This is a genomic window from Microbacterium phoenicis (genome assembly GCF_047302325.1).
GTDB lineage: Bacteria > Actinomycetota > Actinomycetes > Actinomycetales > Microbacteriaceae > Microbacterium.
In genome coordinates, this window is sequence record NZ_CP154849.1 from 1895760 (window position 1) to 1919770 (window position 24011).

The window sequence follows — 24011 nt, forward strand, 5'->3', positions numbered from 1 at the left end:
GTCCATCGATGCCCGAGACCCCGTCGCCTGGCGACCTCCCCGAGGCGCCGACGTCGCGTCGTGCGGCTCGAGAGGCGCAGCGCCAGAACACGCAGAGTTTCTCGGGCGTCGACGACGCTCCTGCTGCAGAGAACGTGCAGGGCGACCCGCAGTCGGTCAGCGAGCCGGTTGCAGCTGTGCCCCCGGCATCCGCTGTCCCTCGTCGTACCCCCGTGGCGGAGCGGCCTCTCGCCTCGACGACGGCGCCGATCGACGCGCTCTTCGAGGAGAAGGGCTTGAAGGCCCCGTCGAGCTCGTCGAAGCGCCACGACAAGGACCGTCGGAAGAGCCGCGTCGCGGCATGGGGCGTGTTCGCGATCGTCCTCGTGATCATCGGCGGGCTCGTCGGCGGCGGCGTCGCCGTGTGGACCACCTACGAGGATCAGATCCGGAAGGTCCTCGGCTGGGAGGAGCCGAAGGATTTCGAGGCGGGGATGGCCGAGGGCGAGGCCAGCGTCACGGTGCTGTCGGGACAGACCGGCGCGGACATCTCCCGCGCGCTGTTCGACGCGGGCGTGACGAAGACCTCCGACGCGTTCTACTCGTACTTGATCGACAGCGCCGAGGACCCCAGCGCGCTCAAGCCCGGCGTCTACGCGCTGCAGAAGAAGATGACCTCGGAGGCCGCCTACCAGGCTCTGCTCGACCCGACGAACAAGCAGGAGTACACCGCGCAGCTCCGCGAGGGTCTGACGGTCGCACAATCCGTCCCGCGCATCGCGGAGGGCATCGGTCTGCCTCTGGAGGACGTCGAGAACGCCGTGAAGGACCCGAGCGCGTACGGCGTGAAGGCGGAGACGCTGGAGGGGTGGCTCTTCCCGGCCACGTACACCTTCGACCCCGACGTGACGGCGAAAGAGGTCATCCAGAGGATGGTCGACCGCACCGTGCAAGCGCTCGACGACGCCGGTGTCCCCACCGATCAGCGGGAACGGATCCTCACGGTCGCGTCCATCATCGAGAAGGAGGCGCGGTACGCCGACGACTTCTACAAGGTGTCGCGCGTCATCGAGAACCGGCTCGACCCGGCCATCAGCGACACCGACGGGCTGCTGCAGATGGACTCGACCGCGCAATACCCCTTCCAGGACCGCGAGGGCGGCACGAGTTCGCGGGCGGAGGAGCTCGAGGACGACAACGGCTGGAACACCTACAAGAAGAAGGGTCTCCCGGTCACCCCGATCGCGAACCCGGGCGAGCTCGCGATGAAGGCGGCGCTCGAACCCGCGGACGGGCCCTGGCAGTACTTCGTCACCGTCAACCTCGAGACGGGCGAGACCGTCTTCTCGGCGACCTTCGCCGAGCACGAGAAGGCCGTCGCGCAGTACCAGCAGTGGTGCCGGGACAACCCTGACGGGGGCTGCTCCTGATGAGCGACGTCGCCCTGGAGGTCTGGGGCGATCCGATCGACCACAGCCTGTCCCCGGCGATGCACACGGCGGCGTACGGTTTCCTCGGCTGGGACTGGACGTACGGTCGACGGCGCGTGGACGAGCGTTCCTTCCACGCGGAGTTGACCGGGTTGGATGCCGCACACCGCGGTCTCTCACTCACGATGCCGCTGAAGCACGCCGCATTCGCCGCCGCGGCCGATCGGGACGCGCGCGCGATCCTGACGGGAGCGGCCAACACCCTCGTTCGGACGGGCGACGGGTGGCATGCGTACAACACCGACGTCGGCGGCATCGTCGCTGCGTTGGGCGAGCAGGGCATCGTGTCCGCCGATCGGGCGCGCATCGTCGGAGCGGGGGCGACGGCATCCGCTGCCCTCGTCGCGCTGGCGGAGCTCGGGGTCGGCGAGGTCGAGATCGCTGCTCGGCGCCCGGAGGCCGCGGCGCCGCTCGTGGACCTCGGCCACCGCATCGGTGTCGACGTGACGAAGGTGCTTCTGAGCGAGCCTGCAGAGCGCCGCGTCGACGTCACGATCGCGACCCTGCCCGGCGGCGTATCGGTGGAGGACTCCGTCGCCGGTGCTCTGGCGGCGACCGGCGGTCCGCTGATGGACGTCGTGTACGGTCACTGGCCGACCGACCTCTCGCGAGCGTGGGATCGCGCGGGCGCGTCGGCGCGCGGGGGAGAGGGGATGCTGCTGCACCAGGCCGTGCTGCAGATCCGCGCGTTCGCGACCGGCGGGGTCGACGAGCCGCTGCCGCGAGAGGCCGAGGTGGTGGCCGTCATGCGCCGCGCGCTCGTGGGAGACTAGGGCAATGCTCCGCGTGCTCACCGCCGGCGAATCCCACGGCCCCGAACTCGTCGCCATCATGGAGGGTCTGCCCTCCGGCGTCCCCGTCTCGCTCGACGCGATCCGCGCCGACCTGGCCCGCCGCAAGCTCGGCTACGGCCGTGGCTCGCGGATGAAGTTCGAGGAAGACGAGCTGAACCTCTCGGGCGGCGTTCGGCACGGCCTGTCGCTCGGCAGCCCGATCGCCCTGCGCATCGGCAACACCGAGTGGCCCAAGTGGATCGAGGTCATGAACCCCGAGCCCACCGAGCTGAGCGAGCGCTCCCGCGGCCGCGGTGCCGCGCTCACGCGCCCCCGTCCCGGCCACGCCGACCTCGTCGGCATGCAGAAGTACGACTTCGACGAGGCCAGGCCGATCCTCGAGCGCGCGAGCGCGCGCGAGACAGCCGCTCGCGTCGCGCTGGGTGCGATCGCCCGCAGCTTCCTCTCTGAGCTCGGCATCCGCCTGGTGAGCCACACGTTGTCGATCGGTCCCGTCCAGGTGCCCGAGGGCGCGGAACTCCCCGGACCCGACGATGTCGATGCGCTCGACGCCGATCCGCTGCGCTGCTTCGACCCGGCCACGTCCGAGCGCATGGTCGCCGAGGTGGATGCCGCCAAGAAGGACGGCGACACCCTCGGCGGCATCGTCGAGGTGCTCGCCTACGGCTTGCCTCCGGGGCTCGGATCGCACGTGCACTGGGATCGGCGCCTCGACGGCAAGCTCGCCCAGGCCCTCATGAGCATTCAGGCGATCAAGGGGGTCGAGGTCGGCGACGGGTTCGAGACCACGCGTCGTCGCGGGTCAGCGGCTCACGACGAGCTCTTCGCGACCGAGGACGGCATCACGCGCGCGTCCGACCGTGCCGGCGGCACCGAAGGCGGGATGTCGACGGGCACCGTCCTCCGCGTCCGCGCCGGGATGAAGCCCATCGCCACCGTCCCGCACGCGCTGCGCACTGTGGACGTCGCCACCGGTGACACGGCCGCCGCCCACCACCAGCGCTCGGACGTCTGCGCGGTGCCGGCAGCCGGCGTCGTCGCCGAGGCGATGGTCGCGATCGTGCTCGCAGACGCGGTCCTCGAGAAGTTCGGCGGTGACAGCATCCGTGAGACGCGTCGCAACCTCGAGACCTACCTCGAGGCGATCCCCGAGACGCTGAAGACGACCCCTGCGTCTGAGGCGGCACTCCTCGCGCATGACCTCGCCTGACGCCCGGGCGATCGTGCTCATCGGTCCCATGGGGGCCGGCAAGACGAGCGTCGGCAAACGGGTGGCGAAGCGACTCGGGCGAACCTTCCACGACACCGACGCGATGATCGTCCGCACCCACGGGCCGATCGCCGACCTGTTCGCGACACACGGTGAGCCGCACTTCCGCTCTCTCGAACGGGATGCGGTCGCGCAAGCCCTGAGCAGCGGCGGCGTCGTCTCGCTCGGCGGAGGAGCCGTGCTCGACGAGGCCACGCGGGAGCGACTGCGCTCCCACCGGGTGGCCCTGCTGACCGTCGCGCCGCGCGTCGTCGCCCGTCGATTGGGCGAAGCGGCATCCCGCCCCCTGCTCTCGGGGGACGACGAGACACCGATCCAGCGCTGGGAGCGCATCTACGCGGAACGGCGGCCCGTCTACGAGGCCGTCGCCGACGCGACCTTCGACACCTCGTCGGGGCCGCTCGAGAACATCGTGACCGCCATCGCGGAATGGGCAGGGCCCGCCGCCGACACCTCAGGAGTCACCCCATGACCCACACCACCATCAGCGTTACCGGGGCCTCGCCGTACGACATCCACGTCGGCCGGGGCCTGCTCGCCGGTGTCCGCGAGCACTTCGCCCCCACCGTCAAGAAGGTGCTCATCGTGCACACCCCGCGCCTGGGTGCGAAGGCCGCCGACCTCCGTGAACTGCTCCTCGCCGACGGCTCGCTCGAGGTGCTCACCGCCGAGGTTCCCGACGCCGAGGACGGCAAGCGTATCGAGGTCGCCGCCTTCTGCTGGCAGGTCATGGGGCAGGCCGACTTCACCCGCACCGACGCGGTCATCGGCTTCGGCGGCGGTGCAGTGACCGACCTGGCCGGGTTCGTGGCCGCATCCTGGTTGCGCGGTGTGCAGGTCGTGCAGATCCCGACGACCGTCCTCGGGATGGTGGATGCCGCGGTCGGCGGCAAGACGGGCGTGAACACCGCTGAGGGGAAGAACCTCGTCGGCGCGTTCTGGGCTCCCCGTTCGGTGATCTGCGACCTCGACGTACTCGACACGCTGCCGCGCAACGAGACGGTCGCCGGTTTCGCGGAGGTCGTGAAGGCCGGCTTCATCTGGTACCCCGAGATCCTCGACATCGTCGAGCGCGACCCCGAGGCGGCGGTCGACCCGACGACGGACGAATTCCGCCGGTGCATCGAGCTCGCGATCGAGATGAAGGCGCGCGTGGTGAGCGAGGACTTCCGCGAGGCAGGCCTGCGTGAAGTACTGAACTACGGCCACACCCTGGGTCACGCGATCGAGCACGCCGAGCGGTACCGCTGGCGCCACGGCGCCGCCATCTCGATCGGCATGATGTACGCCGCCGAGCTCTCGCGCCTCGCCGGGCGGCTCTCGGACGACGACGTCGCGCGCCACCGCCGGATCTTCGACCTCCTGGGCCTTCCCACGAGCTATCGGATGGATGGCTGGCAGCACCTGCTGGGCGTCATGCAGCGCGACAAGAAGTCGCGCGCCGGCATGCTCCGCTTCATCGTCCTCGACGCGATCGGCAAGCCCACCGTCATGCAGGCTCCCGACGAGTCGCTGCTGTTCGCGGCCTACCAGGAGATCGCCGGGTGACGGATGCCGCGGTTCGCCGCGTCCGCCTGCACGAGTGGCGCGAGGTCCGCGACCTCCGCATCCGCGCGGTCAGCGATCCGGCCGCGTCCATCGCGTTTCTGACCACCCGCGAGCAGGAGCTCGCCCGCGACGACGTGCACTGGCAGTCGCGGACCGCCGACGCCGCCCTGGGTCAGAACGCGGCGCAGTTCGTCGCGATCGCGGGGGAGCGGTGGGTCGGCTCCGCGACGGTCCTCATCCGGGATGCCGGTGCTGCCGACGCCCTGGGGCGCGGCGTCGCCGCCCCGCGGGCCGAGCTCGTCGGTGTCTTCGTCGATGCCGAGCACCGCGGGCGGGGCGTCCTTGACGAGCTCGTGGCCGCGGCATCCGCCTGGGCAGAGGCCGTCGGCGCCGACGGGCTCACCCTCGACGTCCACATCGACAACGCCCGTGCCCAGGCGGCGTACCGTCGCCTGGGGTTCGTCCCGACGGGACTCGCGCTCGACACCGAGGTCGGCCGCGAGATCCAGATGCACCGCCCGTCCCAGTAGGGTCGTCACGTGTCGACCGCCCGCCGCCTGCTCCTCGTCAACGGACCGAACCTGAACCTTCTCGGCATCCGCGAACCCGACGTCTACGGGCGCGAGACCCTCGCCGACGTCGAGGCGCTCGTCGAGCGGACCGCCGCGGAGTCCGGCTTCGAGGTGCGCGCGGTGCAGAGCAACCACGAAGGCGTCCTCATCGACGCGATCCACGCGGCCCGCACGGACTGCGCCGGCATCGTCATCAACCCGGGCGGGCTGACCCACACCTCCGTCGTGCTGCGCGACGCGCTCTCGGGGGTCGCTCTCCCTGTCGCCGAGGTCCACATCTCCGACGTGATGGTCCGAGAACCGTTCCGCCACCACTCCTACGTCGCCGACGTCGCCGTGGTGCATGTCGTCGGCCGCGGGGTCGCCGGATACGCCGCCGCGACCCGCGAACTGCTCTCGACCCTCGACGGCTGACCGCTTTCCGGGGCGGATGCTGCGGCATCCCGTAGAATCGATCGTCGGCCGCATCGGCCTCGAACCCACGGAACGGAAAATCGCACTCTCATGGCATCCACTGCAGACATCAAGAACGGCGTCGTCCTGTCCATCGACGGACAGCTCTGGAACGTCGTCGAGTTCCAGCACGTGAAGCCCGGCAAGGGTGGCGCCTTCGTCCGCACGAAGCTCAAGAACGTCGTCTCGGGCAAGGTCGTCGACCGCACCTACAACGCGGGCGCGAAGATCGAGATCGAGAACGTCGACCGCCGCGACTTCACGTACCTCTACAACGACGGCGACAGCTACGTCTTCATGGACGTCGCCGACTACGACCAGCTGAACGTCTCGGCCACCGTCGTCGGCGACGCGGCCAACTACCTGCTCGAGAACCAGCAGGTGCAGATCGCGCTCAACAACGGAAACCCGCTCTACGTCGAGATGCCCGCCTCTGTCGTCCTCGAGATCACGTACACCGAGCCGGGCCTGCAGGGCGACCGCTCCTCGGCCGGCACGAAGTCCGCGACCCTCGAGACCGGCTACGAGATCCAGGTCCCGCTGTTCGTGGACCAGGGCACCAAGGTCAAGGTCGACACGCGCACCGGGGACTACCTCGGCCGCGTGAACTGACCGCCCGATGAGCGCTCGGAGCAAGGCGCGCAAGCGCGCCCTCGACATCCTGTACCAGTCCGACATCCGGGGCGATGACCTCGGCGTCACCCTCGCCGCCGAGGCCAAACGCGCCGCGAACGAGCCGGCGCGCGAGGCCTCGTGGCTGTACGCCCGCGAGATCGTGGACGGCGTCATCGACGCGCAGAGCGAGATCGACGAGCAGATCGTCACGCACGCGCGTGACTGGAAGCTCGAGCGGATGCCGGCGGTCGACCGTGCGATCCTTCGGATCGGCGTGTGGGAGATCCTGCACAACGACCAGATCCCGACCGCGGTCGCCATCGACGAGGCGGTGGAGCTCGCGAAGGAGTTCTCCACCGACGACTCCGGCTCGTTCGTGCACGGCGTCCTCGCCCGCATCGCGCGCTCCTGACCCGAGGGCCGGCGACCCGGCACATCCACCGACAGACGGCATCCCGTCCGAGATGCGCGGCTTCGCGTCGAGTCTCGGCCGCGATGCCGTCTTTCGTCGGCGGGGGAGTCCTGGAGAGCGACCGGATGCCGCGGCCGCCCGCCCGGCCCCGCTAGAGTGGTCTCGTACAAGCAACCTTTAACACCGTCCTGTGAGGCGGAGAAGGGAGCGGCGGATGACTTCGCGCATCGTCTTGCACGACGCTGACATCGCCCGCGCACTCACGCGCATCTCTCACGAAATCCTCGAGTCGAACAAGGGCCCCGACGGGCTCGTGCTCCTCGGGATCCCCACTCGCGGCGTCACTCTCGCCGAACGCATCGCGGGGCTCATCGCGTCGTTCACGGGCGTGACCGTCCCGGTCGGATCGCTCGACGTCACGATGTACCGCGACGATCTGCACCGCAATCCCACGCGGACGCCGCGCCCCACCGAGATCCCGCCCGGCGGCATCGACGCGAAGACCGTGGTCCTCGTCGACGACGTGCTGTTCTCGGGTCGGTCCATCCGTGCCGCCCTCGACGCGCTGCAGGACATCGGCCGGCCCGCCGTCGTGCGCCTCGCGATCCTCGTGGACCGCGGTCACCGCGAACTCCCCATCCGGCCGGACTTCGTCGGCAAGAACCTGCCGAGCTCGCGTGAGGAGCGCGTCAACGTGCGGCTGGCCGACGTCGACGGCGCCGAAGAGGTGACGATCGCGTCATGAGACACCTCCTCGACACCCGCACCCTCAGTCGGGACGACGCGCTCCGCATCCTCGACGTCGCCGAGGACATGCGCGACACGCAGTCCCGCGAGGTCAAGAAGCTCCCCACCCTCCGCGGGAAGACCGTCGTCAATCTCTTCTTCGAGGACTCGACGCGCACCCGGATCTCCTTCGAAGCGGCTGCCAAGCGGCTCTCGGCCGACGTCATCAACTTCTCCGCGAAGGGGTCCTCGGTCTCAAAGGGCGAGTCCCTCCAGGACACCGCGCAGACCCTGCAGGCGATGGGCGCCGACGCGGTCGTGATCCGTCACGGTGCCTCGGGAGCCCCGCACACGCTCGCGACGAGCGGCTGGATCTCGGCCGGAGTCCTGAACGCCGGTGACGGCACGCACGAGCACCCCACACAGGCTCTGCTGGACGCGTTCACGATCCGCAAGCGCTTCTTCGGGGATGACAGCAGGGGCCGCGACCTCGCGGGGCTCCACATCGCGATCGTCGGCGACATCCTGCACTCGCGCGTCGCGCGGTCGAACGTCTGGCTCCTGACGACGCTCGGGGCTCGGGTCACCCTGGTGGCACCTCCGACGCTGGTCCCGCAGGACGTCTCGGCCTGGCCGGTGACGATCTCCTATGACCTCGATGAGGCCATCGCTTCCGCGCCGGACGCCGTCATGATGCTCCGCATCCAGCTCGAGCGGATGAACGCCGCCTATTTCCCCACTGAACGGGAGTATTCACGCCGCTGGGGCTTGGATGCCGCGCGGATGGGATCTCTTCCGACCGCTAGCATTGTCATGCACCCCGGACCCATGAACCGGGGTCTGGAGATCTCCGCCGACGCCGCCGATTCACCACGATCGACCGTGCTCGAGCAGGTCGCGAACGGTGTCTCGGTCCGCATGGCGGCGCTCTACCTGCTCCTTGCGGGGGAGCGACCCACCACCCACCCACAGGAGGAGGCCCGATGAGCGAGAGCATCCTCATCCGCGGGGCGCGGATCGACGGCGGCATCGCCGCGGACATCCTGATCCGAGACGGGGTCATCGCCGAGCTCGGCACGGGCCTCAGCGAGAACGGCGCACGGACGGTGGATGCCGACGGCCTGATCGCGCTGCCCGGCTTGGTCGACCTGCACACCCACCTCCGAGAGCCGGGCTACGAGGCGTCCGAGACGATCCTGTCGGGCTCCCGTGCCGCCGCCGCCGGCGGCTACACGACGGTGTTCGCCATGCCGAACACCTCTCCGGTCGCGGATACGGCCGGCGTCGTCGAGCAGGAGCTCGCCCTGGGCGAGGCCGCCGGCTACGCCCACGTCCAGCCGATCGGCGCCGTCACCGTCGGGCAGAAGGGCGAGCGCCTCGCCGAGCTCGGCGCGATGGCCTCATCACGCGCGCGCGTCCGCGTCTTCAGCGACGACGGCTTCTGCGTCTTCGACCCGCTCATCATGCGCCGGGCGCTGGAGTACGTGAAGTCCTTCGACGGCGTCGTCGCGCAGCACGCGCAGGACCCGCGACTGACCGAGGGTGCCCAGATGAACGAGGGCACCGTCTCGGCCGAGCTCGGCCTCACGGGATGGCCGGCCGTCGCCGAGGAGTCGATCATCGCGCGCGACGTGCTCCTCGCCGAGCACGTCGGTTCGCGGCTGCACGTCTGCCACCTCTCGACCGCCGGCTCCGTCGACCTGATCCGGTGGGCGAAGAAGCGCGGCATCAACGTCACGGCCGAGGTCACGCCCCACCATCTGCTGCTGACCGAGGACCTCGTCCGCGGATACGACCCGCGCTTCAAGGTCAACCCGCCGCTGCGGCGGGACGAGGATGTGCGCGCGGTCCGAGAGGGACTCGCGGACGGCACGATCGACATCGTCGCCACCGACCACGCCCCGCACCCCGCCGAAGCGAAGACCTGCGAATGGCAGGCTGCGGCCAACGGGATGGTCGGACTCGAGTCCGCCCTGCGCGTCGTGCACTCCGCGATGGTCGAGACGGGTCTGCTCGAGTGGTCCGACGTCGTCCGTGTCATGTCATCGGCCCCTGCCCGCATCGGCAGGCTCGCGGATGCCGGGACCCCGATCGCGGTCGGATCGCCGGCATCCCTCGCCCTCTACGACCCGGCGCCGGTCCGCGCATTCAGCACGGAAGACCTGCGGGGAGGCAGTGTGAACTCGCCCTACCTCGGGCGGGAGCTGCCGGGCGAGGTGCGCGCGACGTTCTTCCGCGGCCGGCAGACCGTCGCCGACGGCGCGGTGATCGCCGAGGTCGCCTCGTGACGCGCGAGGCCGCCGTCCTGGTCATGGTGGCGGTCGCCGTCATCCTGATCGTGATCGGGCTCGTCGCCTGGCGACGACGATCGAGGCGGGATGCGGACCTGACCGCCCCGGTCGGCGACGCCCCCGACGGTGCCGTCACGAGTCTCCGCTCGGAGGGCCTCTACGTCGCCACGACCCGTCACGACGATGCGCTGGAACGGCTCGCGATCCGCGGGCTCGCCTTCCGGTCCCGCGTCGACGTCACCGTGACCGACGCCGGCGTGGCTCTCGATCTGACCGGCCAGCCGCGGATCTTCCTCGCCGCGGACGCCCTCGTCTCCGTGGGCCAGGCGACGGTCGCCATCGACCGGGTCGTCGAGCGCGACGGTCTCGTGCGTCTCGCGTGGACCACCCCGGAAGGCACGGTCGTCGACAGCTACCTCCGCCCGCAGGACCTCTCCGCGCGATCGCTCAGCGACGCGATCAGCCGTGTCCTCCCCGCCACCTCCTCTCCCACCTCTCCCCAGCAGACCCCCGGAAGCGACGCATGAGCATTCAGAGATTCCAGGCTCCCGAACCCGCCGTCCTCGTCCTCGAGGACGGTTCCCGACACCCCGGCCACGCCTACGGCGCCCGCGGCACCACCCTCGGCGAGGTCGTCTTCGCCACGGCGATGACCGGCTACCAGGAGACGATCACCGACCCGTCCTACGCGGGTCAGATCGTCTTGCAGACCGCCCCTCACATCGGCAACACCGGCATGAACGGCGAGGACCACGAGTCCCGCCGAATCTGGGTGTCGGGGTATGTCGTGCGCGACCCCTCGCGCATCGTCTCCAATTGGCGCGCCGACCACTCGCTCGAGGACGCGCTCGTCCGCGACGGCATCGTGGGCATCAGCGGCATCGACACGCGCGCGGTCACCCGGGTGCTGCGATCGGCGGGCTCCATGCGGGGTGGGGTGTTCTCAGGGGATGCCGCGGCGCTCAGCGATGACGAGCAGCTGCGCATCGTGCGCGAGGCGCCCGAGATGAGCGGGCAGAACCTGTCCGCCGACGTCTCCGTGCCCGCCGCGCAGGTGACCCCGGCGATCGGCGAGAAGGTCGGCAACCTCGCGATCCTCGACCTCGGCGTGAAGCAGGCGACGGTGAACAACCTCGCCGCCCGCGGGTTCGAGGTCCACGTGCTGCCGCAGACGATCTCGTTCGCGGACATCCAGGCCGTCGACCCCGTCGCCGTCTTCTACTCGAACGGCCCCGGCGACCCCGCGGCATCCGATCGTCACGTCGCGCTCCTGCGCGAGATCCTCGACGCCCGACTGCCGTTCTTCGGCATCTGCTTCGGCAACCAGCTGTTCGGCCGCGCCCTCGGGTTCGGCACGTACAAGCTGCCGTTCGGGCACCGCGGCATCAACCAGCCGGTCCTCGACAAGACCACGGGCCGCGTCGAGATCACGGCGCACAACCACGGCTTCGCCGTCGACGCGCCCATCGAGGGCGTCATCGACAGCCCGCACGGCTACGGCCGTGTCGAGGTGAGCCACGTGGGCCTCAACGACAACGTGGTCGAGGGGCTCCGCGCCCTCGACCTCCCGGCGTTCAGCGTGCAGTACCACCCCGAGGCCGCCGCCGGCCCGCACGACGCCAACTACCTGTTCGACCGCTTCCGCGACCTCGTGGTCGCCACCCAGGAGACGAAGAATGCCTAAGCGCGACGACATCCAGAGCGTCCTCGTCATCGGATCGGGCCCGATCGTCATCGGTCAGGCCTGCGAGTTCGACTACTCCGGCACCCAGGCGTGCCGCGTGCTCCGCGAGGAGGGCGTGCGCGTCATCCTCGTGAACTCGAACCCGGCCACGATCATGACCGACCCCGACTTCGCCGACGCGACCTACGTCGAGCCGATCACCCCCGAGGTCATCGAGACGATCATCGCCAAGGAGAAGCCCGACGCGATCCTGCCGACCCTCGGCGGCCAGACGGCGCTCAACGCCGCGATGGCGCTCCATGACCGCGGCATCCTCGAGAAGTACGGCGTCGAGCTCATCGGCGCCAAGGTCGACGCGATCCGCAAGGGCGAGGACCGCCAGGTTTTCAAGGAGCTCGTCCTCGAGTCCGGAGCCGACGTCGCGCGCAGCGTCATCGCGCACACCATGGACGACCTGCTCGCCGGTGCCGAGGAGCTCGGCTACCCGCTCGTGGTCCGCCCGTCCTTCACGATGGGGGGCCTCGGGTCCGGGTTCGCGTACGACGAGGAGGACCTCCGCCGCATCGGCGGCGCGGGCCTGCGCGACTCGCCCACGACCGAGGTGCTCCTCGAGGAGTCGATTCTCGGGTGGAAGGAGTACGAGCTCGAGCTCATGCGCGACACCGCCGACAACACGGTCGTCGTGTGCTCGATCGAGAACGTCGACCCCGTCGGCGTGCACACCGGCGACTCGATCACCGTCGCTCCGGCACTGACGCTGACCGACCGTGAGTACCAGAAGCTCCGTGACATCGGCATCGACATCATCCGCGCCGTCGGCGTCGACACCGGTGGCTGCAACATCCAGTTCGCCGTCGACCCGGCGACCGGCCGCATCATCGTCATCGAGATGAACCCGCGCGTCTCGCGCTCGTCGGCGCTCGCCTCGAAGGCGACCGGCTTCCCGATCGCGAAGCTCGCCGCGAAGCTCGCGATCGGCTACCGCCTCGACGAGGTGCCGAATGACATCACGAAGGCGACGCCGGCGAGCTTCGAGCCGACGCTCGACTACGTCGTCGTCAAGGTGCCGCGCTTCAACTTCGAGAAGTTCCCCGCCGCCGACACGACCCTCACGACCACCATGAAGTCGGTCGGCGAGGCGATGGCGATCGGGCGCAACTACACGACCGCTCTCCAGAAGGCGCTCCGCTCGCTCGAGAAGCGCGGCTCCAGCTTCCACTGGGGGCCCGAGCAGCGCTCGATGGAGGAGCTTCTCGAGATCTCGAAGACGCCCACCGACGGCCGCATCGTCGTGCTGCAGCAGGCGCTGCGCAAGGGCGCCACGCTCGAGCAGGCGTTCGACGCGACGGCGATCGATCCGTGGTTCCTCGACCAGATGATCCTCATCAACGAGGTCGCCGAATACATCCGCGAGGCGGACGAGCTGACCGAGGACATCCTGCGCCTCGCGAAGGATCACGGCTTCAGCGACGCCCAGATCGCGGAACTCCGCGGCCTCGACGAGGCAGGCGTTCGCGGCATCCGTCACGGCTTCGGACTGCGCCCCGTCTACAAGACGGTCGACACGTGCGCGGGGGAGTTCCCGGCCCTGACGCCGTACCACTACTCCTCCTACGACCGCGAGACCGAGGTCACGCCCAGCGAGGGCCGCAAGGTCGTCATCATCGGCTCGGGTCCGAACCGCATCGGTCAGGGCGTCGAGTTCGACTACTCCTGCGTCCACGCCTCGTTCGCACTGTCGGACGCCGGTTTCGAGACCATCATGGTCAACTGCAACCCCGAGACCGTCTCGACCGACTACGACACGAGCGACCGGCTGTACTTCGAGCCGCTGACCCTGGAGGACGTCCTCGAGGTGCTGCACGCCGAGGCGCTGTCGGGCGAGATCGTCGGCGTCATCTGCCAGCTCGGCGGACAGACGCCGCTGGGCCTCGCGAAGGGCATCGAGGCGGCCGGGTACACCATCCTCGGCACGAAGCCCGCTGCGATCGACATCGCGGAGGAGCGCGAGCTCTTCTCGCAGCTGCTCGACCGCGCGGGTCTCACCGCCCCGCGTCACGGGACGGCCACCGACGAGGCGGGCGCTATCGCCATCGCCGAGGAGATCGGTTACCCGGTGCTCGTCCGGCCGAGCTTCGTGCTCGGCGGCCGCGGCATGGAGATCGTCTACGACACCGACAGCCTGCGCGACTACTTCGTCCGCATCGCCGACCAGGCGATCATCCGCGAGGACGCACCGCTGCTGGTCGACCGCTTCCTCGACGACGCGGTGGAGATCGACGTCGACGCCCTCTTCGACGGCGAGCAGCTCTACATCGGCGGCGTGATGGAGCACCTCGAGGAGGCCGGCATCCACTCCGGCGACTCGTCGTGCACACTGCCGCCCATGTCGCTCGGCCGGGGCGAGATCGACCGGGTGCGCGTTGCGACGCACGCCATCGCCGAGGGCGTCGGCGTGCGAGGTCTGCTCAACGTGCAGTTCGCCGTCTCGGCCGGGGTTCTCTACGTCATCGAAGCCAACCCGCGCGCGTCGCGTACGGTGCCCTTCGTCTCGAAGGCACTCGGCATCCCGATGGCCAAGGCCGCCAGCCGCATCATGGCGGGCGCCTCGATCGCCGAGCTCATCGCCGAAGGCCTGCTCCCCGAGCAGGACGGTTCGCGCGTGCCGCTCGACGCCCCCGTCGCCGTCAAAGAGGCCGTGCTGCCGTTCAAGCGGTTCCGCACCGCCGATGGCCGCACCGTCGACTCCGTGCTCGGCCCCGAGATGCGCTCGACGGGCGAGGTCATGGGCATCGACCGCGACTTCCCGACGGCGTTCGCGAAGAGCCAGGCCGCGGCCTACGGCGGGATGCCGACCTCGGGCACCGTCTTCCTCTCGGTCGCCGACGACGACAAGCGCGCCGTCATCCTGCCGGCGCACCGCCTGCAGGAGCTCGGGTACACGCTCATCGCCACGGAGGGCACGGCGGAGATCCTCGCCCGCAACGGCATCCGGGTCGAAGTCGTCTCCAAGTACTCCGAGACACAGGACTCAGGTGAGTCGAACGTCGTCGACCTCATCAACGCGGGCGAGATCGACATCGTCGTGAACACCCCTTCGGGCGGCATCGCGCGGGCCGACGGCTACGAGATCCGCGCCGCCGCGGTGGCCGCCGACAAGGCGCTGTTCACCACGATGGCCGTGCTCGGCGCGGCGGTGTCGGCGATGCCCGTCCTCCGGAGCGGCTTCGAGGTCCGGAGCCTGCAGGAGTACGCCGCCGACCGGAAGGCGGCGGTGTGACCTCATTCGGTTCGCGGCTGGCCGCGGCGCTCGACGCCCGCGGCCCGCTGTGCGTCGGCATCGACCCCCACGCGTCGCTCTTGGACGCGTGGGGGCTCCCGGCATCCGCTGCGGGCGTCCGCGACTTCGGGCTCCGCGTCGTGGATGCCGCGCGCACCCGTGTCGGCGTCGTCAAACCCCAGGTGGCGTTCTTCGAGCGGTTCGGATCAGCGGGCTATGCGGCGCTCGAGGACGTCATCGGGACGGCCCGGGCAGCGGGCCTGATCGTCATCGCCGACGCGAAGCGCGGCGACATCGGGACGACGATGGACGGGTACGCCGAGTCCTGGCTGTCGGCGGGCTCTCCGCTCGAATCCGACGCTGTGACCGTGAGCCCGTACCTCGGACCCGATTCGTTGCGCGGCACGATCGCGACGGCCGTCCGAGAGGGCAAGGGCGTCTACGTCCTCGCGGCGACCAGCAACCCCGAGGCCGCAGGCCTGCAGTCCGCTGAGATCACGGCGGTCGACGCCGAGCGCGGCCAGACGGTGGCGGACTGGGTCGCGCAGCGCGCCGGCGCGGCGAACTCGTCGGCAGTCGTGGGGGAGGACCGTTTCGGTCCGGTCGGCTTCGTCGTCGGGGCTACAGTGGAGCGCGCAGATCTCGGACTGACGGATGCCTCGCTGCACCGCGCGTCCCTTCTCGCCCCCGGATTCGGAGCGCAGGGTGCCCGCCTTCGCGACATCTCCGAGCGGTTCGGTGCCCTGGCACCGCAGGTGCTCGCCAGCGCCAGCCGCAGCATCCTCGGCGCGGGTCCCGACGGGATCGCCGCCGCCATCGACACCCACAACTCCGAACTCCAGGACGCCCGACATGCCTGACTCCCGCACCCCTCCCGAGGTCGACCGCGCCGCCGCGTCGCGTCGCGCCGTCGCCGCGCGCCGCGAGCGTGCCGCCCTCAAGCGCGACGTGTCGACGCGCGTCATCAGCCCGCAGGACCTGCTGCGGCGCGCATGGGCCGAGCCGCAGTCCGCAGCCGCCGCGATGCGCGTCACCGAATTCCTCACCGCGATCCCTGCCATCGGCGAGGGCAAGCGCGACCGCATCCTCGCGGACCTGCAGATCGCTCCCGTGAAGAAGATCGGCGGTCTCGGCATCCGCCAGCGGCAGGTGCTGCAGGACTACCTCGACCGTCGCCTGCCCGAGCCGCGCGCGCGTGACGCGCGCAGCCGTCTGATCGTGCTCGCCGGCCCCACCGCCGTGGGGAAGGGAACGGTCGCCGCGCACATCAAAGAGCACCACCCCGAGATCCTCCTCTCGGTGTCCGCGACGACGCGTCCGCCGCGCCCGGGCGAGGTCGAGGGCGAGCACTACTTCTTCGTCGACGACGCCGAATTCGACCGGATGGTCGAGGCGGGCGAGCTCCTCGAGTACGCGACGGTGCACAACGCCTACCGCTACGGCACCCCGCGTCGCCCGATCGATGCCGCCCTCGCCGAGGGGCGGACCGTCCTGCTCGAGATCGATCTGCAGGGCGCGCGTCAGGTGCGCGCCGCCGCTCCCGACGCGACGCTCGTCTTCCTTCTGCCGCCCAGCTGGGACGAGCTCGTCAACCGGCTCGTCGGTCGGGGGACCGAGGGCGAAGAGGAGCGCGCACGCCGGCTGAAGACCGCACGCGTCGAGCTCGCGTCGCAGGGCGAGTTCGACTACCGCGTCGTGAACGACGACGTCGCGCGGGCCGCGGCGGAAGTCGCCCGACTGGCGCACTGACGCCCGCCGCGGCATCCCGGCGTTTCGTTTCACATCGTTACGCCCCGATGCGGGAGCCGCGTCGGGGTCCGGGAAGCTGGACTCATGTCCACCGTCCTCACCGCCTCCGACGCTGCCCGGAGCACGCCCGCGCCGCGGGGTGCCGTGTCGCTGTCGGGCGTTCGTCGGACCTTCTCCGGAGCGAGCGGGCCCGTCCCCGTCCTCCGCGGGGTCGACCTCGACATCGAACCCGGTGAGATCATCGCGATCGTCGGGCCCTCGGGATGCGGCAAGTCGACGCTCCTGCGCCTCCTCGCCGGTCTCGACGCGCCGACGGCCGGATCCGTGACCGTCGACGGCACACCACTGCGCGACACGGACGAGCGCACCGCGGTCGCCTTCCAGGAACCGCGCCTGCTGCCGTGGCGCACGATTTCGCAGAACGTCGCCATCGGGATGCCGCGCGGCACCGCGCGTTCCGACGCGTCCGCTCGCGTGGCCGAGCTCCTCGAACTCGTGGGGCTGACCGCCGCCGCTTCTCTCCGTCCCCGTGAGGTGTCGGGTGGGATGGCCCAGCGGGCGTCGCTCGCGCGGGCTCTCGCGCGCGGACCCGAGGTGCTGCTTCTCGACGAGCCGTTCGGAGCCCTCGACGCCCTCACCCGCCTCCGGATGCAGGACCTGCTCCTCGATATCCATTCCGCCGAACCCACGACCGTCGTCCTCGTGACGCACGACGTGGAGGAAGCCCTCTACCTGGCAGATCGCGTGATCCAGCTGCGCGCGATCGACGCCGACTCCGAGGACTCCTCGATCGCCCGCGTGATCGAGGTCCCCGGCATCCGTCCCCGTGACCGCGCCGATCGCGGGTTCACGGACCTCCGCGCCGAGCTCCTCGCGGGGCTCGGCGTCGACACCCACCGCTCAACCCTTCAGGAGACCCGATGAGCACCGTCATCCGCCGCACCGTTCCCGCCCTCGCCGTGGGTGCCGTGGTGATGCTCATGGCGACGGGATGCCTCGCCGGCGAGAACGCGAGCTCGACCTCCGACGGCGCGAGCGCCGGATCGTGGTCGACCGACACCCTCTCGATCGACTTCGCGACCTACAACCCGCTCAGCCTCGTGGTGAAGGACCAGGGCCTCATCGAGAAGGCGCTGGGCGACGACGTCGACGTCGAGTGGACGCAGTCCGCCGGGTCGAACAAGGCCAACGAGCTCCTCCGCGCCGGAGCGCTCGACGTCGGATCGACGGCCGGTTCGGCCGCGCTCCTCGCCCGGGCGAACGGTTCGCCGATCAAGGTCATCGACGTGTACTCGCAGCCGGAGTGGTCGGCGATCGTCGTCGGCCCGGACAGCGACATCACCTCGGTCGCCGACCTCAAGGGCAAGAAGGTCGCCGCGACGAGCGGAACCGACCCGTATTTCTTCCTGCTGCAGGCGCTCGAGGCCGAGGGGCTGAGCGTCGCGGACGTCGACGTGCAGAACCTGCAGCACGCGGACGGGCGCGCTGCCCTCGACGGCGGCTCCGTTGACGCGTGGGCGGGTCTCGACCCGATCATGGCGGCGGCCGAGGTCGAATCCGGCGACAAGCTCATCTACCGGAACGTCGACTTCAACTCGTACGGCTTCCTCAACGCGACGGAAGAGTTCCTCACCGACCACGAGGACGTCGCGCAGGTCGTCGTCGACGCCTACGAGGAGGCCCGCGAGTGGGCGCTCGCGAACCCCGACGAGACCGCGGCGCTCCTCGCGGACGTCGCGGGGATCGACCCGAAGGTCGCGACGACCGTCATCGGCGAGCGCTCGAACCTCGACGTCAGCGGCATCCCGGGCGACGCCCAGCTCGCCGTCCTGAAGAAGATCGCTCCGGTCCTCGTCGACTCCGACGCCGTGACCGGTGGTCAGAACGCCGTCGACCAGGCGCTCGACACGATCATCGAGCCGACATTCGCCGAGAAGGCGGCAGGCTGACGATGACGGCATCCGTCGACACGACCGCCGCCGCCGCGCCTTCGGGTGCCGCGGCGGTGCGGCCGTTCTGGACCCGGACGAGTGTCCGGGTCGTGGGCGGCCTCGTCGTCCCGCTGGCCGTCCTCGCGCTCTGGCAGGCGGTGACGGCGTTCGGCCTGATCCCGACGTATCGTCTGCCGGCTCCGATCGACGTCGTCGGCGCCGCCGTGCAGCTCGGCGACTCGGGTGTGCTGTGGGGGCACATCGCGATCTCGGTGCAGCGCGTGATCCTCGGGTTCTCGATCGGATCGCTCGTGGGGCTCGCCGTCGCGGCCGTCGTCGGGTTGACCCGCGCGGGCGATGTGCTCCTCAGCCCGATCCTGGCCGCGTTCCGCGCGATCCCGTCGCTCGCCCTCGTCCCGTTGCTCCTGCTCTGGATGGGCATCGGCGAGGAGCCGAAGGTGACCCTCGTCGCGATCGGCGCCTTCTTCCCCGTCTTCACGACCGTCGCGGGCGCGCTCCGACACGTCGACCCGCACCTCGTCGAGATGGGGCGTTCGTTCGGGTTGCGCGGCTGGGAGCTCTTCCGCTCGGTGCAGTTGCCGGCGACCGTCCCGGCGCTCGTCTCGGGTCTGCGGTTGGCCCTGGCGCAGGCGTGGCTCTTCCTCGTTGCGGCGGAGCTGATCTCGGCCTCGATGGGACTCGGATACCTGCTGACCGATTCGCAGAGCACGGGTCGCGTCGACCGCATCTTCTTGGCGATCGTGATCCTCGCGGCCCTCGGGACCCTGTCCAACGCCCTCGTCACGCTGCTGCAGCGGCGCGTCCTGAGGAAGTGGACGTGAGCGGCACGGACATCGACGAGGTCCGTCTCGTCGAGAACCGCACCTATCCGGCACCGGCCGGCTTCTCGGCGCAGGCCAATGTGACCGCCTCGGCGTACACGGATGCGTCGGCGGACCCGACCCGCTTCTGGGAGACGGCGGCCGCGCGCCTGGACTGGGTCACGCCTTGGCACACCGCGCTCGACTGGCGCCCGCCCGTCCGCGACGCCGACGGTGAGCTGACGATCCCCGCTGCGCGCTGGTTCGAGGGCGGCACCCTCAATGTGGCGGTGAACTGCGTCGATCGCCACGTCGCTGCCGGCCGTGGTCAGAAGGTCGCCCTTCACTTCGAGGGCGAACCGGGCGACCGTACGACGGTCTCCTACGCCGACCTGCAACGCCGCGTGTCCCAGGCGGCGAACGCGCTCGTCGCCCTCGGCATCCAACCCGGCGACCGCGTCGTCGTGTACCTGCCGGTCCTCGTCGAGACCGTCGTCATCGCGCTCGCCTGCGCGCGCGTCGGTGCGGTGCACTCCCTCGTCTTCGGAGGGTTCTCCGCCGAAGCCGTGCGGTTCCGGCTCGAGGACACCGGCGCGAAGCTGCTCGTCACGAGCGACGGTCAGTTCCGTCGCGGGGAAGCGGTCGAAGTCAAATCCGCCGCGGATGCCGCTGCGGCAGGCCTCCCCGAGCTCGAGCACGTCCTGGTCGTCCGGCGCACGGGGAACGAGGTCGAGTGGACCCCGGGGCGCGACGTCTGGTGGCACGACGTCGTCGACACCGCGTCGACGGTCCACGAGGCCGCAGCGTTCGAGGCCGAGCATCCCCTTTTCATCATCTACACGTCGGGCACGACCGGGAAGCCGAAGGGCCTCGTCCACACCTCCGGCGGATACCTCACCCACGCGAGCTGGGCCCATTGGGCGCACTTCGACGGGAAGCCGGACGACGTCCACTGGTGCACCGCCGACCTCGCGTGGGTCACGGCCCACACCTACGAGATCTACGGCCCGCTGTCGAACGGCCTCACCCAGGTCATCTACGAGGGCACGCCGGACGCGCCCCACCGGGAGCGCCACCTCGAGATCATCGAGCGGTACGGCGTGACCGTCTACTACACGGCGCCCACCCTCATCCGCACCTTCATGACCTGGTTCGGCGAGGATCTCCCCGAGGGGCACGACCTGTCGAGCATCCGTCTCCTCGGCACCGTCGGCGAGGCGATCAACCCCGCGGCGTGGGCATGGTTCCGCCGTGCTTTCGGCCGCGACGAGGTCCCCGTGGTCGACACGTGGTGGCAGTCGGAGACCGGCGCCGCCATGATCGCGCCGCTGCCGGGAGTCACGACGCTGAAGCCCGGATCGGCGACCGTGCCGCTGCCCGGGATCGACGCCGCCGTGGTCGACCCCGATGGGCGCGAGGTCGAACCGGGCAGGTCCGGCACGCTCGTCGTCCGTCGTCCCTGGCCCGGGATGGCGCGGACCGTCTGGGGGAACCCCGAACGCTACCGCGATTCCTACTGGTCGGCCTACGCCGGTCACGGCGAACACGGCGGCTACTACGTCGCGGGCGACGGAGCGACGCGCGACGCCGACGGCCACATCTGGATTCTCGGCCGACTCGACGACGTCGTGAACGTCTCGGGCCACCGGTTGTCGACGATCGAGATCGAGTCCGCGCTCGTCGCTCACGCCTCGGTCGGAGAGGCGGGGACGACCGGGGTGGTCGACGCGCTCACCGGCCATGCCGTGGCCGCCTTCGTCGTCCCGTCCGGCGCCGGGGAGCCGGATGCCGCCGATCTCCGCGCGCACGTGGCGCGGGAGATCGGACCGATCGCCAAGCCGCGGCATGTCGTCGTCGTGCCCGATCTTCCCAAGACCCGCTCGGGCAAGATCCTCCGACGCCTCCTCGCCCAGTTGTGGGAGGCCGAACAGGACCGTCGAGCGGGCCGCGAACCCGCACCCCTCGGCGACACCACGTCGCTGCAGAACCCCGACGCCGTCGCGCGTATCGCCGCCGCCCTGGCAGCGGCGTGACCTGCCGCATCCACCCCCGGCATCCACCCGCCAGAGAGAGAACATGACTGACGAACACCGCTTCGGCTTCCGCACACGCGCCCTCCATGCCGGCGGGACACCCGACGCCGCCACCGGCGCCCGCGCCGTGCCGATCTATCAGACGTCATCGTTCGTCTTCGACGATGCGACGGATGCCGCGAACCTGTTCGCGCTGCAGAAGTACGGCAACATCTACTCGCGCATCGGCAATCCCACCGTCGCGGCCCTCGAAGAGCGCCTCGCATCGCTCGAGGGCGGCATCGGAGCGGTGGCGACCGCGTCGGGGATGAGCGCGGAGTTCATCACGTTCGCCGCGCTCGTCGGCGTCGGCGACCACGTCGTCGCTTCGGCGCAGCTCTACGGCGGCACGGTCACGCAGCTGGACGTGACGCTTCGCCGCTTCGGCGTGGACACGACCTTCGTCGCCTCGAGCGATCCGGCCGACTACGCGGCGGCGATCCGGCCCGAGACGAAGGTCCTCTACGTGGAGACCATCGGCAACCCGTCGGGAGAGATCGCCGACATCGAGGGGCTCGCCGAGGTGGCCCACGCCGCCGGCATCCCGCTCGTGGTCGATTCGACCCTCGCGACCCCCTACCTCGCGCGACCGCTCGAGCACGGCGCCGACATCGTCATCCACTCGGTCACGAAGTTCCTCGGCGGACACGGCACCACCCTCGGCGGTGTCGTGATCGAGAAGGGCACCTTCGACTGGGGGAACGGCAAGTTCCCGCAGATGACCGAGCCGGTCGCGTCCTACGGCGGCATCAAGTGGTGGGACAACTTCGGCGAGTACGGCTTCCTGACCAAGCTCCGGAGCGAGCAGCTCCGCGACATCGGCGCGGCCCTCAGCCCGCACTCGGCCTTCCTGCTGCTGCAGGGCATCGAGACCCTGCCGCAGCGCATCGATGCGCACGGTGCGAACGCGCGGATCGTCGCGGAGTGGCTCGACTCCGACCCGCGCGTGTCCTTCGTCACGTGGGCGGGCCTGCCGGATCACCCCCACCGCGAGCGGGCGGAGAAGTACCTTCCGCTGGGTCCGGGGTCGGTCTTCGCGTTCGGCGTGAAGGCCGCAGGCGACGCCGCCAGCGACGAGGAACGGGTCGCCGCGGGCCGGCGAGCAGGGGAGGCCGTCATCGACGCGCTCCAGCTCGCCTCGCACCTCGCCAACATCGGCGATGCCCGGACCCTCGTCATCCACCCGGCCTCGACGACGCATCAGCAGCTCAGCGCCGACCAGCTCGTCGCCGCCGGCGTGCCCGCCGACCTCATCCGCATCTCGGTGGGTCTCGAAGACCCCGAGGACATCGTGTGGGACCTCGATCAGGCCCTCACCGCCGCGACAGGAGTCTCCCGATGACCGACGCGAACGCCTGCGCCGTGCCCCAGCCCGCCCCGACCGATGGCGCCGCGTGCGCGCTTCCCGGTGCGGCTCCGGCCGCGCACGCGGAGCGCACCTGGCCGGCTGCCGGCCCTCAGGAGCGGTTCGAGATCCTCCGCCGTGCGAAGACCATCGCGATCGTCGGCGCGTCCGACAACCCGGCGCGCGCGAGCTACTTCGTCGCGACCTACCTGAGCGGCAGCTCGCCGTACGACGTGTACTACGTCAATCCGCGGGCGAGCGAGATCCTCGGTGAGCCCGCCTACGCGTCGCTCGCGGACCTGCCCGTCGTCCCCGACATCGTCGACGTCTTCCGCAAGCACGACGACCTGCCCGGTGTCGCGCAGGAGGCGGTGGATGCCGGTGCCGCAACCCTCTGGCTGCAGCTCGGCTCGTGGCACGAGGGCGCCGCGAAGATCGCCGCCGACGCGGGGCTGTCGGTCGTCATGGATCGGTGCGTCAAGATCGAGCACGCCCGCTTCCACGGCGGGCTCCACCTGGCGGGCTTCGACACCGGGGTCCTCAGCTCGAAGCGGCAGCTGCTCAGCCGCTGACGCGGCGCGCGCCGGCTCGTCGCGACCTGTAGACTGAGAGGATGCCGCGCCGCTTCAGCGTGCGCTCAGGCAGACCTCTCGCCTCACCGATCCTGGAGGACCACCATGGCCAACCGTGACCAGGGCATCATCGACCCGCCCATCGACGCACTGCTCGACAAGGTCGACTCGAAGTACCAGCTCGTCATCTACGCATCCAAGCGCGCGCGTCAGATCAACGACTACTACTCGGACCTCCACGAGGGGAACCTCTTCGACAACGTGGGCCCGCTCGTCGACTCGAACGTCGAGGACAAGCCCCTGACGATCGCCCTCCACGAGATCCACGAGGACAAGCTGCGCCTGCGCGCGGCCGAGTGACCTCGACATCATGACCCGGGCGCCACACGGCGTCATCCTCATGCCCG

The 24011-nt window shown here is 70.3% G+C and carries 24 protein-coding genes; all 24 read left to right on the forward strand.

What is annotated here, in order from left to right; all coding sequences use genetic code 11:
• Nucleotides 1-8 precede the first annotated feature (8 nt).
• The 24 genes from mltG to rpoZ all read left to right on the forward strand — a co-directional run bounded on the left by mltG (nucleotide 9) and on the right by rpoZ (nucleotide 23964).
• A complete protein-coding gene (gene mltG, locus ABCU91_RS09295) occupies nucleotides 9-1409 on the forward strand; it encodes an endolytic transglycosylase MltG (RefSeq protein ID WP_406924268.1) in 1401 nt (466 codons plus the stop codon).
• Complete coding sequence (locus ABCU91_RS09300) at nucleotides 1409-2242, forward strand: shikimate dehydrogenase (RefSeq protein WP_413353482.1); 834 nt, start codon at nucleotides 1409-1411, stop codon at nucleotides 2240-2242. The genes mltG and ABCU91_RS09300 overlap by 1 nt, the downstream gene beginning before the upstream one ends.
• Nucleotides 2243-2246: 4 nt before the next feature.
• Nucleotides 2247-3473, forward strand: a complete 1227-nt coding sequence (gene aroC, locus ABCU91_RS09305) for a chorismate synthase (RefSeq protein ID WP_413353483.1) — start codon at nucleotides 2247-2249, stop codon at nucleotides 3471-3473.
• On the forward strand, nucleotides 3460-4005 hold the full coding sequence (locus ABCU91_RS09310; RefSeq protein ID WP_413353484.1) for a shikimate kinase: 546 nt from the start codon (nucleotides 3460-3462) through the stop codon (nucleotides 4003-4005). Before aroC ends, ABCU91_RS09310 begins: the two co-directional genes overlap by 14 nt.
• On the forward strand, nucleotides 4002-5081 hold the full coding sequence (gene aroB, locus ABCU91_RS09315; RefSeq protein ID WP_091353542.1) for a 3-dehydroquinate synthase: 1080 nt from the start codon (nucleotides 4002-4004) through the stop codon (nucleotides 5079-5081). The genes ABCU91_RS09310 and aroB overlap by 4 nt, the downstream gene beginning before the upstream one ends.
• Entirely contained in the window at nucleotides 5078-5611 is a 534-nt protein-coding gene (locus ABCU91_RS09320) for a GNAT family N-acetyltransferase (RefSeq protein WP_413353485.1), read from the forward strand. The genes aroB and ABCU91_RS09320 overlap by 4 nt, the downstream gene beginning before the upstream one ends.
• Before the next feature lie 9 nt (nucleotides 5612-5620).
• Nucleotides 5621-6067: a type II 3-dehydroquinate dehydratase gene (locus ABCU91_RS09325; RefSeq protein WP_413353486.1), complete on the forward strand. Its 447-nt coding sequence runs from the start codon at nucleotides 5621-5623 to the stop codon at nucleotides 6065-6067.
• 90 nt (nucleotides 6068-6157) lie between these two features.
• Nucleotides 6158-6718, forward strand: a complete 561-nt coding sequence (gene efp, locus ABCU91_RS09330) for an elongation factor P (protein ID WP_091353554.1) — start codon at nucleotides 6158-6160, stop codon at nucleotides 6716-6718.
• 7 nt (nucleotides 6719-6725) lie between these two features.
• On the forward strand, nucleotides 6726-7133 hold the full coding sequence (nusB, locus tag ABCU91_RS09335; protein WP_091353558.1) for a transcription antitermination factor NusB: 408 nt from the start codon (nucleotides 6726-6728) through the stop codon (nucleotides 7131-7133).
• 214 nt (nucleotides 7134-7347) lie between these two features.
• Entirely contained in the window at nucleotides 7348-7878 is a 531-nt protein-coding gene (pyrR, locus tag ABCU91_RS09340; protein ID WP_133399591.1) for a bifunctional pyr operon transcriptional regulator/uracil phosphoribosyltransferase PyrR, read from the forward strand.
• Entirely contained in the window at nucleotides 7875-8846 is a 972-nt protein-coding gene (locus tag ABCU91_RS09345; protein ID WP_406924262.1) for an aspartate carbamoyltransferase catalytic subunit, read from the forward strand. The genes pyrR and ABCU91_RS09345 overlap by 4 nt, the downstream gene beginning before the upstream one ends.
• Nucleotides 8843-10147, forward strand: a complete 1305-nt coding sequence (locus tag ABCU91_RS09350; RefSeq protein WP_413353487.1) for a dihydroorotase — start codon at nucleotides 8843-8845, stop codon at nucleotides 10145-10147. The genes ABCU91_RS09345 and ABCU91_RS09350 overlap by 4 nt, the downstream gene beginning before the upstream one ends.
• Nucleotides 10144-10677 (forward strand): hypothetical protein, encoded by a 534-nt coding sequence (locus ABCU91_RS09355; protein ID WP_413353488.1) that lies wholly within the window; start codon nucleotides 10144-10146, stop codon nucleotides 10675-10677. The genes ABCU91_RS09350 and ABCU91_RS09355 overlap by 4 nt, the downstream gene beginning before the upstream one ends.
• Nucleotides 10674-11834, forward strand: coding sequence for a glutamine-hydrolyzing carbamoyl-phosphate synthase small subunit (gene carA, locus ABCU91_RS09360; protein ID WP_406924259.1), 1161 nt, complete (start codon nucleotides 10674-10676; stop codon nucleotides 11832-11834). Before ABCU91_RS09355 ends, carA begins: the two co-directional genes overlap by 4 nt.
• Complete coding sequence (carB, locus tag ABCU91_RS09365; protein WP_413353489.1) at nucleotides 11827-15114, forward strand: carbamoyl-phosphate synthase large subunit; 3288 nt, start codon at nucleotides 11827-11829, stop codon at nucleotides 15112-15114. The genes carA and carB overlap by 8 nt, the downstream gene beginning before the upstream one ends.
• The gene (pyrF, locus tag ABCU91_RS09370; RefSeq protein ID WP_406924257.1) at nucleotides 15111-15974 is read left to right on the forward strand and encodes an orotidine-5'-phosphate decarboxylase; all 864 of its coding nucleotides are present in this window, start codon (nucleotides 15111-15113) and stop codon (nucleotides 15972-15974) included. The genes carB and pyrF overlap by 4 nt, the downstream gene beginning before the upstream one ends.
• Entirely contained in the window at nucleotides 15967-16863 is an 897-nt protein-coding gene (gmk, locus tag ABCU91_RS09375; RefSeq protein WP_413353490.1) for a guanylate kinase, read from the forward strand. The genes pyrF and gmk overlap by 8 nt, the downstream gene beginning before the upstream one ends.
• 84 nt (nucleotides 16864-16947) lie before the next feature.
• Nucleotides 16948-17787, forward strand: coding sequence for an ABC transporter ATP-binding protein (locus ABCU91_RS09380; protein ID WP_413353491.1), 840 nt, complete (start codon nucleotides 16948-16950; stop codon nucleotides 17785-17787).
• Nucleotides 17784-18812 carry an aliphatic sulfonate ABC transporter substrate-binding protein gene (locus ABCU91_RS09385; protein ID WP_413353492.1) on the forward strand — a complete coding sequence of 343 codons (1029 nt, stop codon included), beginning with the start codon at nucleotides 17784-17786 and terminating at the stop codon, nucleotides 18810-18812. The genes ABCU91_RS09380 and ABCU91_RS09385 overlap by 4 nt, the downstream gene beginning before the upstream one ends.
• A gap of 2 nt (nucleotides 18813-18814) precedes the next feature.
• Nucleotides 18815-19636: an ABC transporter permease gene (locus ABCU91_RS09390; RefSeq protein ID WP_413353493.1), complete on the forward strand. Its 822-nt coding sequence runs from the start codon at nucleotides 18815-18817 to the stop codon at nucleotides 19634-19636.
• On the forward strand, nucleotides 19633-21648 hold the full coding sequence (gene acs / locus ABCU91_RS09395) for an acetate--CoA ligase (protein ID WP_413353494.1): 2016 nt from the start codon (nucleotides 19633-19635) through the stop codon (nucleotides 21646-21648). Before ABCU91_RS09390 ends, acs begins: the two co-directional genes overlap by 4 nt.
• Before the next feature lie 43 nt (nucleotides 21649-21691).
• Nucleotides 21692-23029 carry an O-acetylhomoserine aminocarboxypropyltransferase/cysteine synthase family protein gene (locus ABCU91_RS09400; RefSeq protein WP_406924251.1) on the forward strand — a complete coding sequence of 446 codons (1338 nt, stop codon included), beginning with the start codon at nucleotides 21692-21694 and terminating at the stop codon, nucleotides 23027-23029.
• Complete coding sequence (locus ABCU91_RS09405) at nucleotides 23026-23604, forward strand: CoA-binding protein (RefSeq protein WP_406924250.1); 579 nt, start codon at nucleotides 23026-23028, stop codon at nucleotides 23602-23604. Before ABCU91_RS09400 ends, ABCU91_RS09405 begins: the two co-directional genes overlap by 4 nt.
• 105 nt (nucleotides 23605-23709) lie before the next feature.
• Nucleotides 23710-23964, forward strand: a complete 255-nt coding sequence (rpoZ, locus tag ABCU91_RS09410; RefSeq protein ID WP_064002061.1) for a DNA-directed RNA polymerase subunit omega — start codon at nucleotides 23710-23712, stop codon at nucleotides 23962-23964.
• The last annotated feature ends 47 nt before the right edge of the window (nucleotides 23965-24011 follow it).

Bases quoted from the DNA above. Each gene is read 5' to 3' on its own strand.
- nusB (WP_091353558.1), top strand. From the start codon at position 6,726: ATGAGCGCTCGGAGCAAGGCGCGCAAGCGCGCCCTCGACATCCTGTAC.
- gmk (WP_413353490.1), top strand. From the start codon at position 15,967: ATGCCTGACTCCCGCACCCCTCCCGAGGTCGACCGCGCCGCCGCGTCG.
- pyrR (WP_133399591.1), top strand. From the start codon at position 7,348: ATGACTTCGCGCATCGTCTTGCACGACGCTGACATCGCCCGCGCACTC.
- ABCU91_RS09300 (WP_413353482.1), top strand. From the start codon at position 1,409: ATGAGCGACGTCGCCCTGGAGGTCTGGGGCGATCCGATCGACCACAGC.
- ABCU91_RS09405 (WP_406924250.1), top strand. From the start codon at position 23,026: ATGACCGACGCGAACGCCTGCGCCGTGCCCCAGCCCGCCCCGACCGAT.
- carA (WP_406924259.1), top strand. From the start codon at position 10,674: ATGAGCATTCAGAGATTCCAGGCTCCCGAACCCGCCGTCCTCGTCCTC.
- aroC (WP_413353483.1), top strand. From the start codon at position 2,247: ATGCTCCGCGTGCTCACCGCCGGCGAATCCCACGGCCCCGAACTCGTC.
- ABCU91_RS09350 (WP_413353487.1), top strand. From the start codon at position 8,843: ATGAGCGAGAGCATCCTCATCCGCGGGGCGCGGATCGACGGCGGCATC.
- mltG (WP_406924268.1), top strand. From the start codon at position 9: ATGCCCGAGACCCCGTCGCCTGGCGACCTCCCCGAGGCGCCGACGTCG.
- ABCU91_RS09310 (WP_413353484.1), top strand. From the start codon at position 3,460: ATGACCTCGCCTGACGCCCGGGCGATCGTGCTCATCGGTCCCATGGGG.
- efp (WP_091353554.1), top strand. From the start codon at position 6,158: ATGGCATCCACTGCAGACATCAAGAACGGCGTCGTCCTGTCCATCGAC.
- ABCU91_RS09390 (WP_413353493.1), top strand. From the start codon at position 18,815: ATGACGGCATCCGTCGACACGACCGCCGCCGCCGCGCCTTCGGGTGCC.
- rpoZ (WP_064002061.1), top strand. From the start codon at position 23,710: ATGGCCAACCGTGACCAGGGCATCATCGACCCGCCCATCGACGCACTG.
- carB (WP_413353489.1), top strand. From the start codon at position 11,827: ATGCCTAAGCGCGACGACATCCAGAGCGTCCTCGTCATCGGATCGGGC.
- ABCU91_RS09345 (WP_406924262.1), top strand. From the start codon at position 7,875: ATGAGACACCTCCTCGACACCCGCACCCTCAGTCGGGACGACGCGCTC.
- ABCU91_RS09385 (WP_413353492.1), top strand. From the start codon at position 17,784: ATGAGCACCGTCATCCGCCGCACCGTTCCCGCCCTCGCCGTGGGTGCC.
- ABCU91_RS09400 (WP_406924251.1), top strand. From the start codon at position 21,692: ATGACTGACGAACACCGCTTCGGCTTCCGCACACGCGCCCTCCATGCC.
- aroB (WP_091353542.1), top strand. From the start codon at position 4,002: ATGACCCACACCACCATCAGCGTTACCGGGGCCTCGCCGTACGACATC.
- ABCU91_RS09380 (WP_413353491.1), top strand. From the start codon at position 16,948: ATGTCCACCGTCCTCACCGCCTCCGACGCTGCCCGGAGCACGCCCGCG.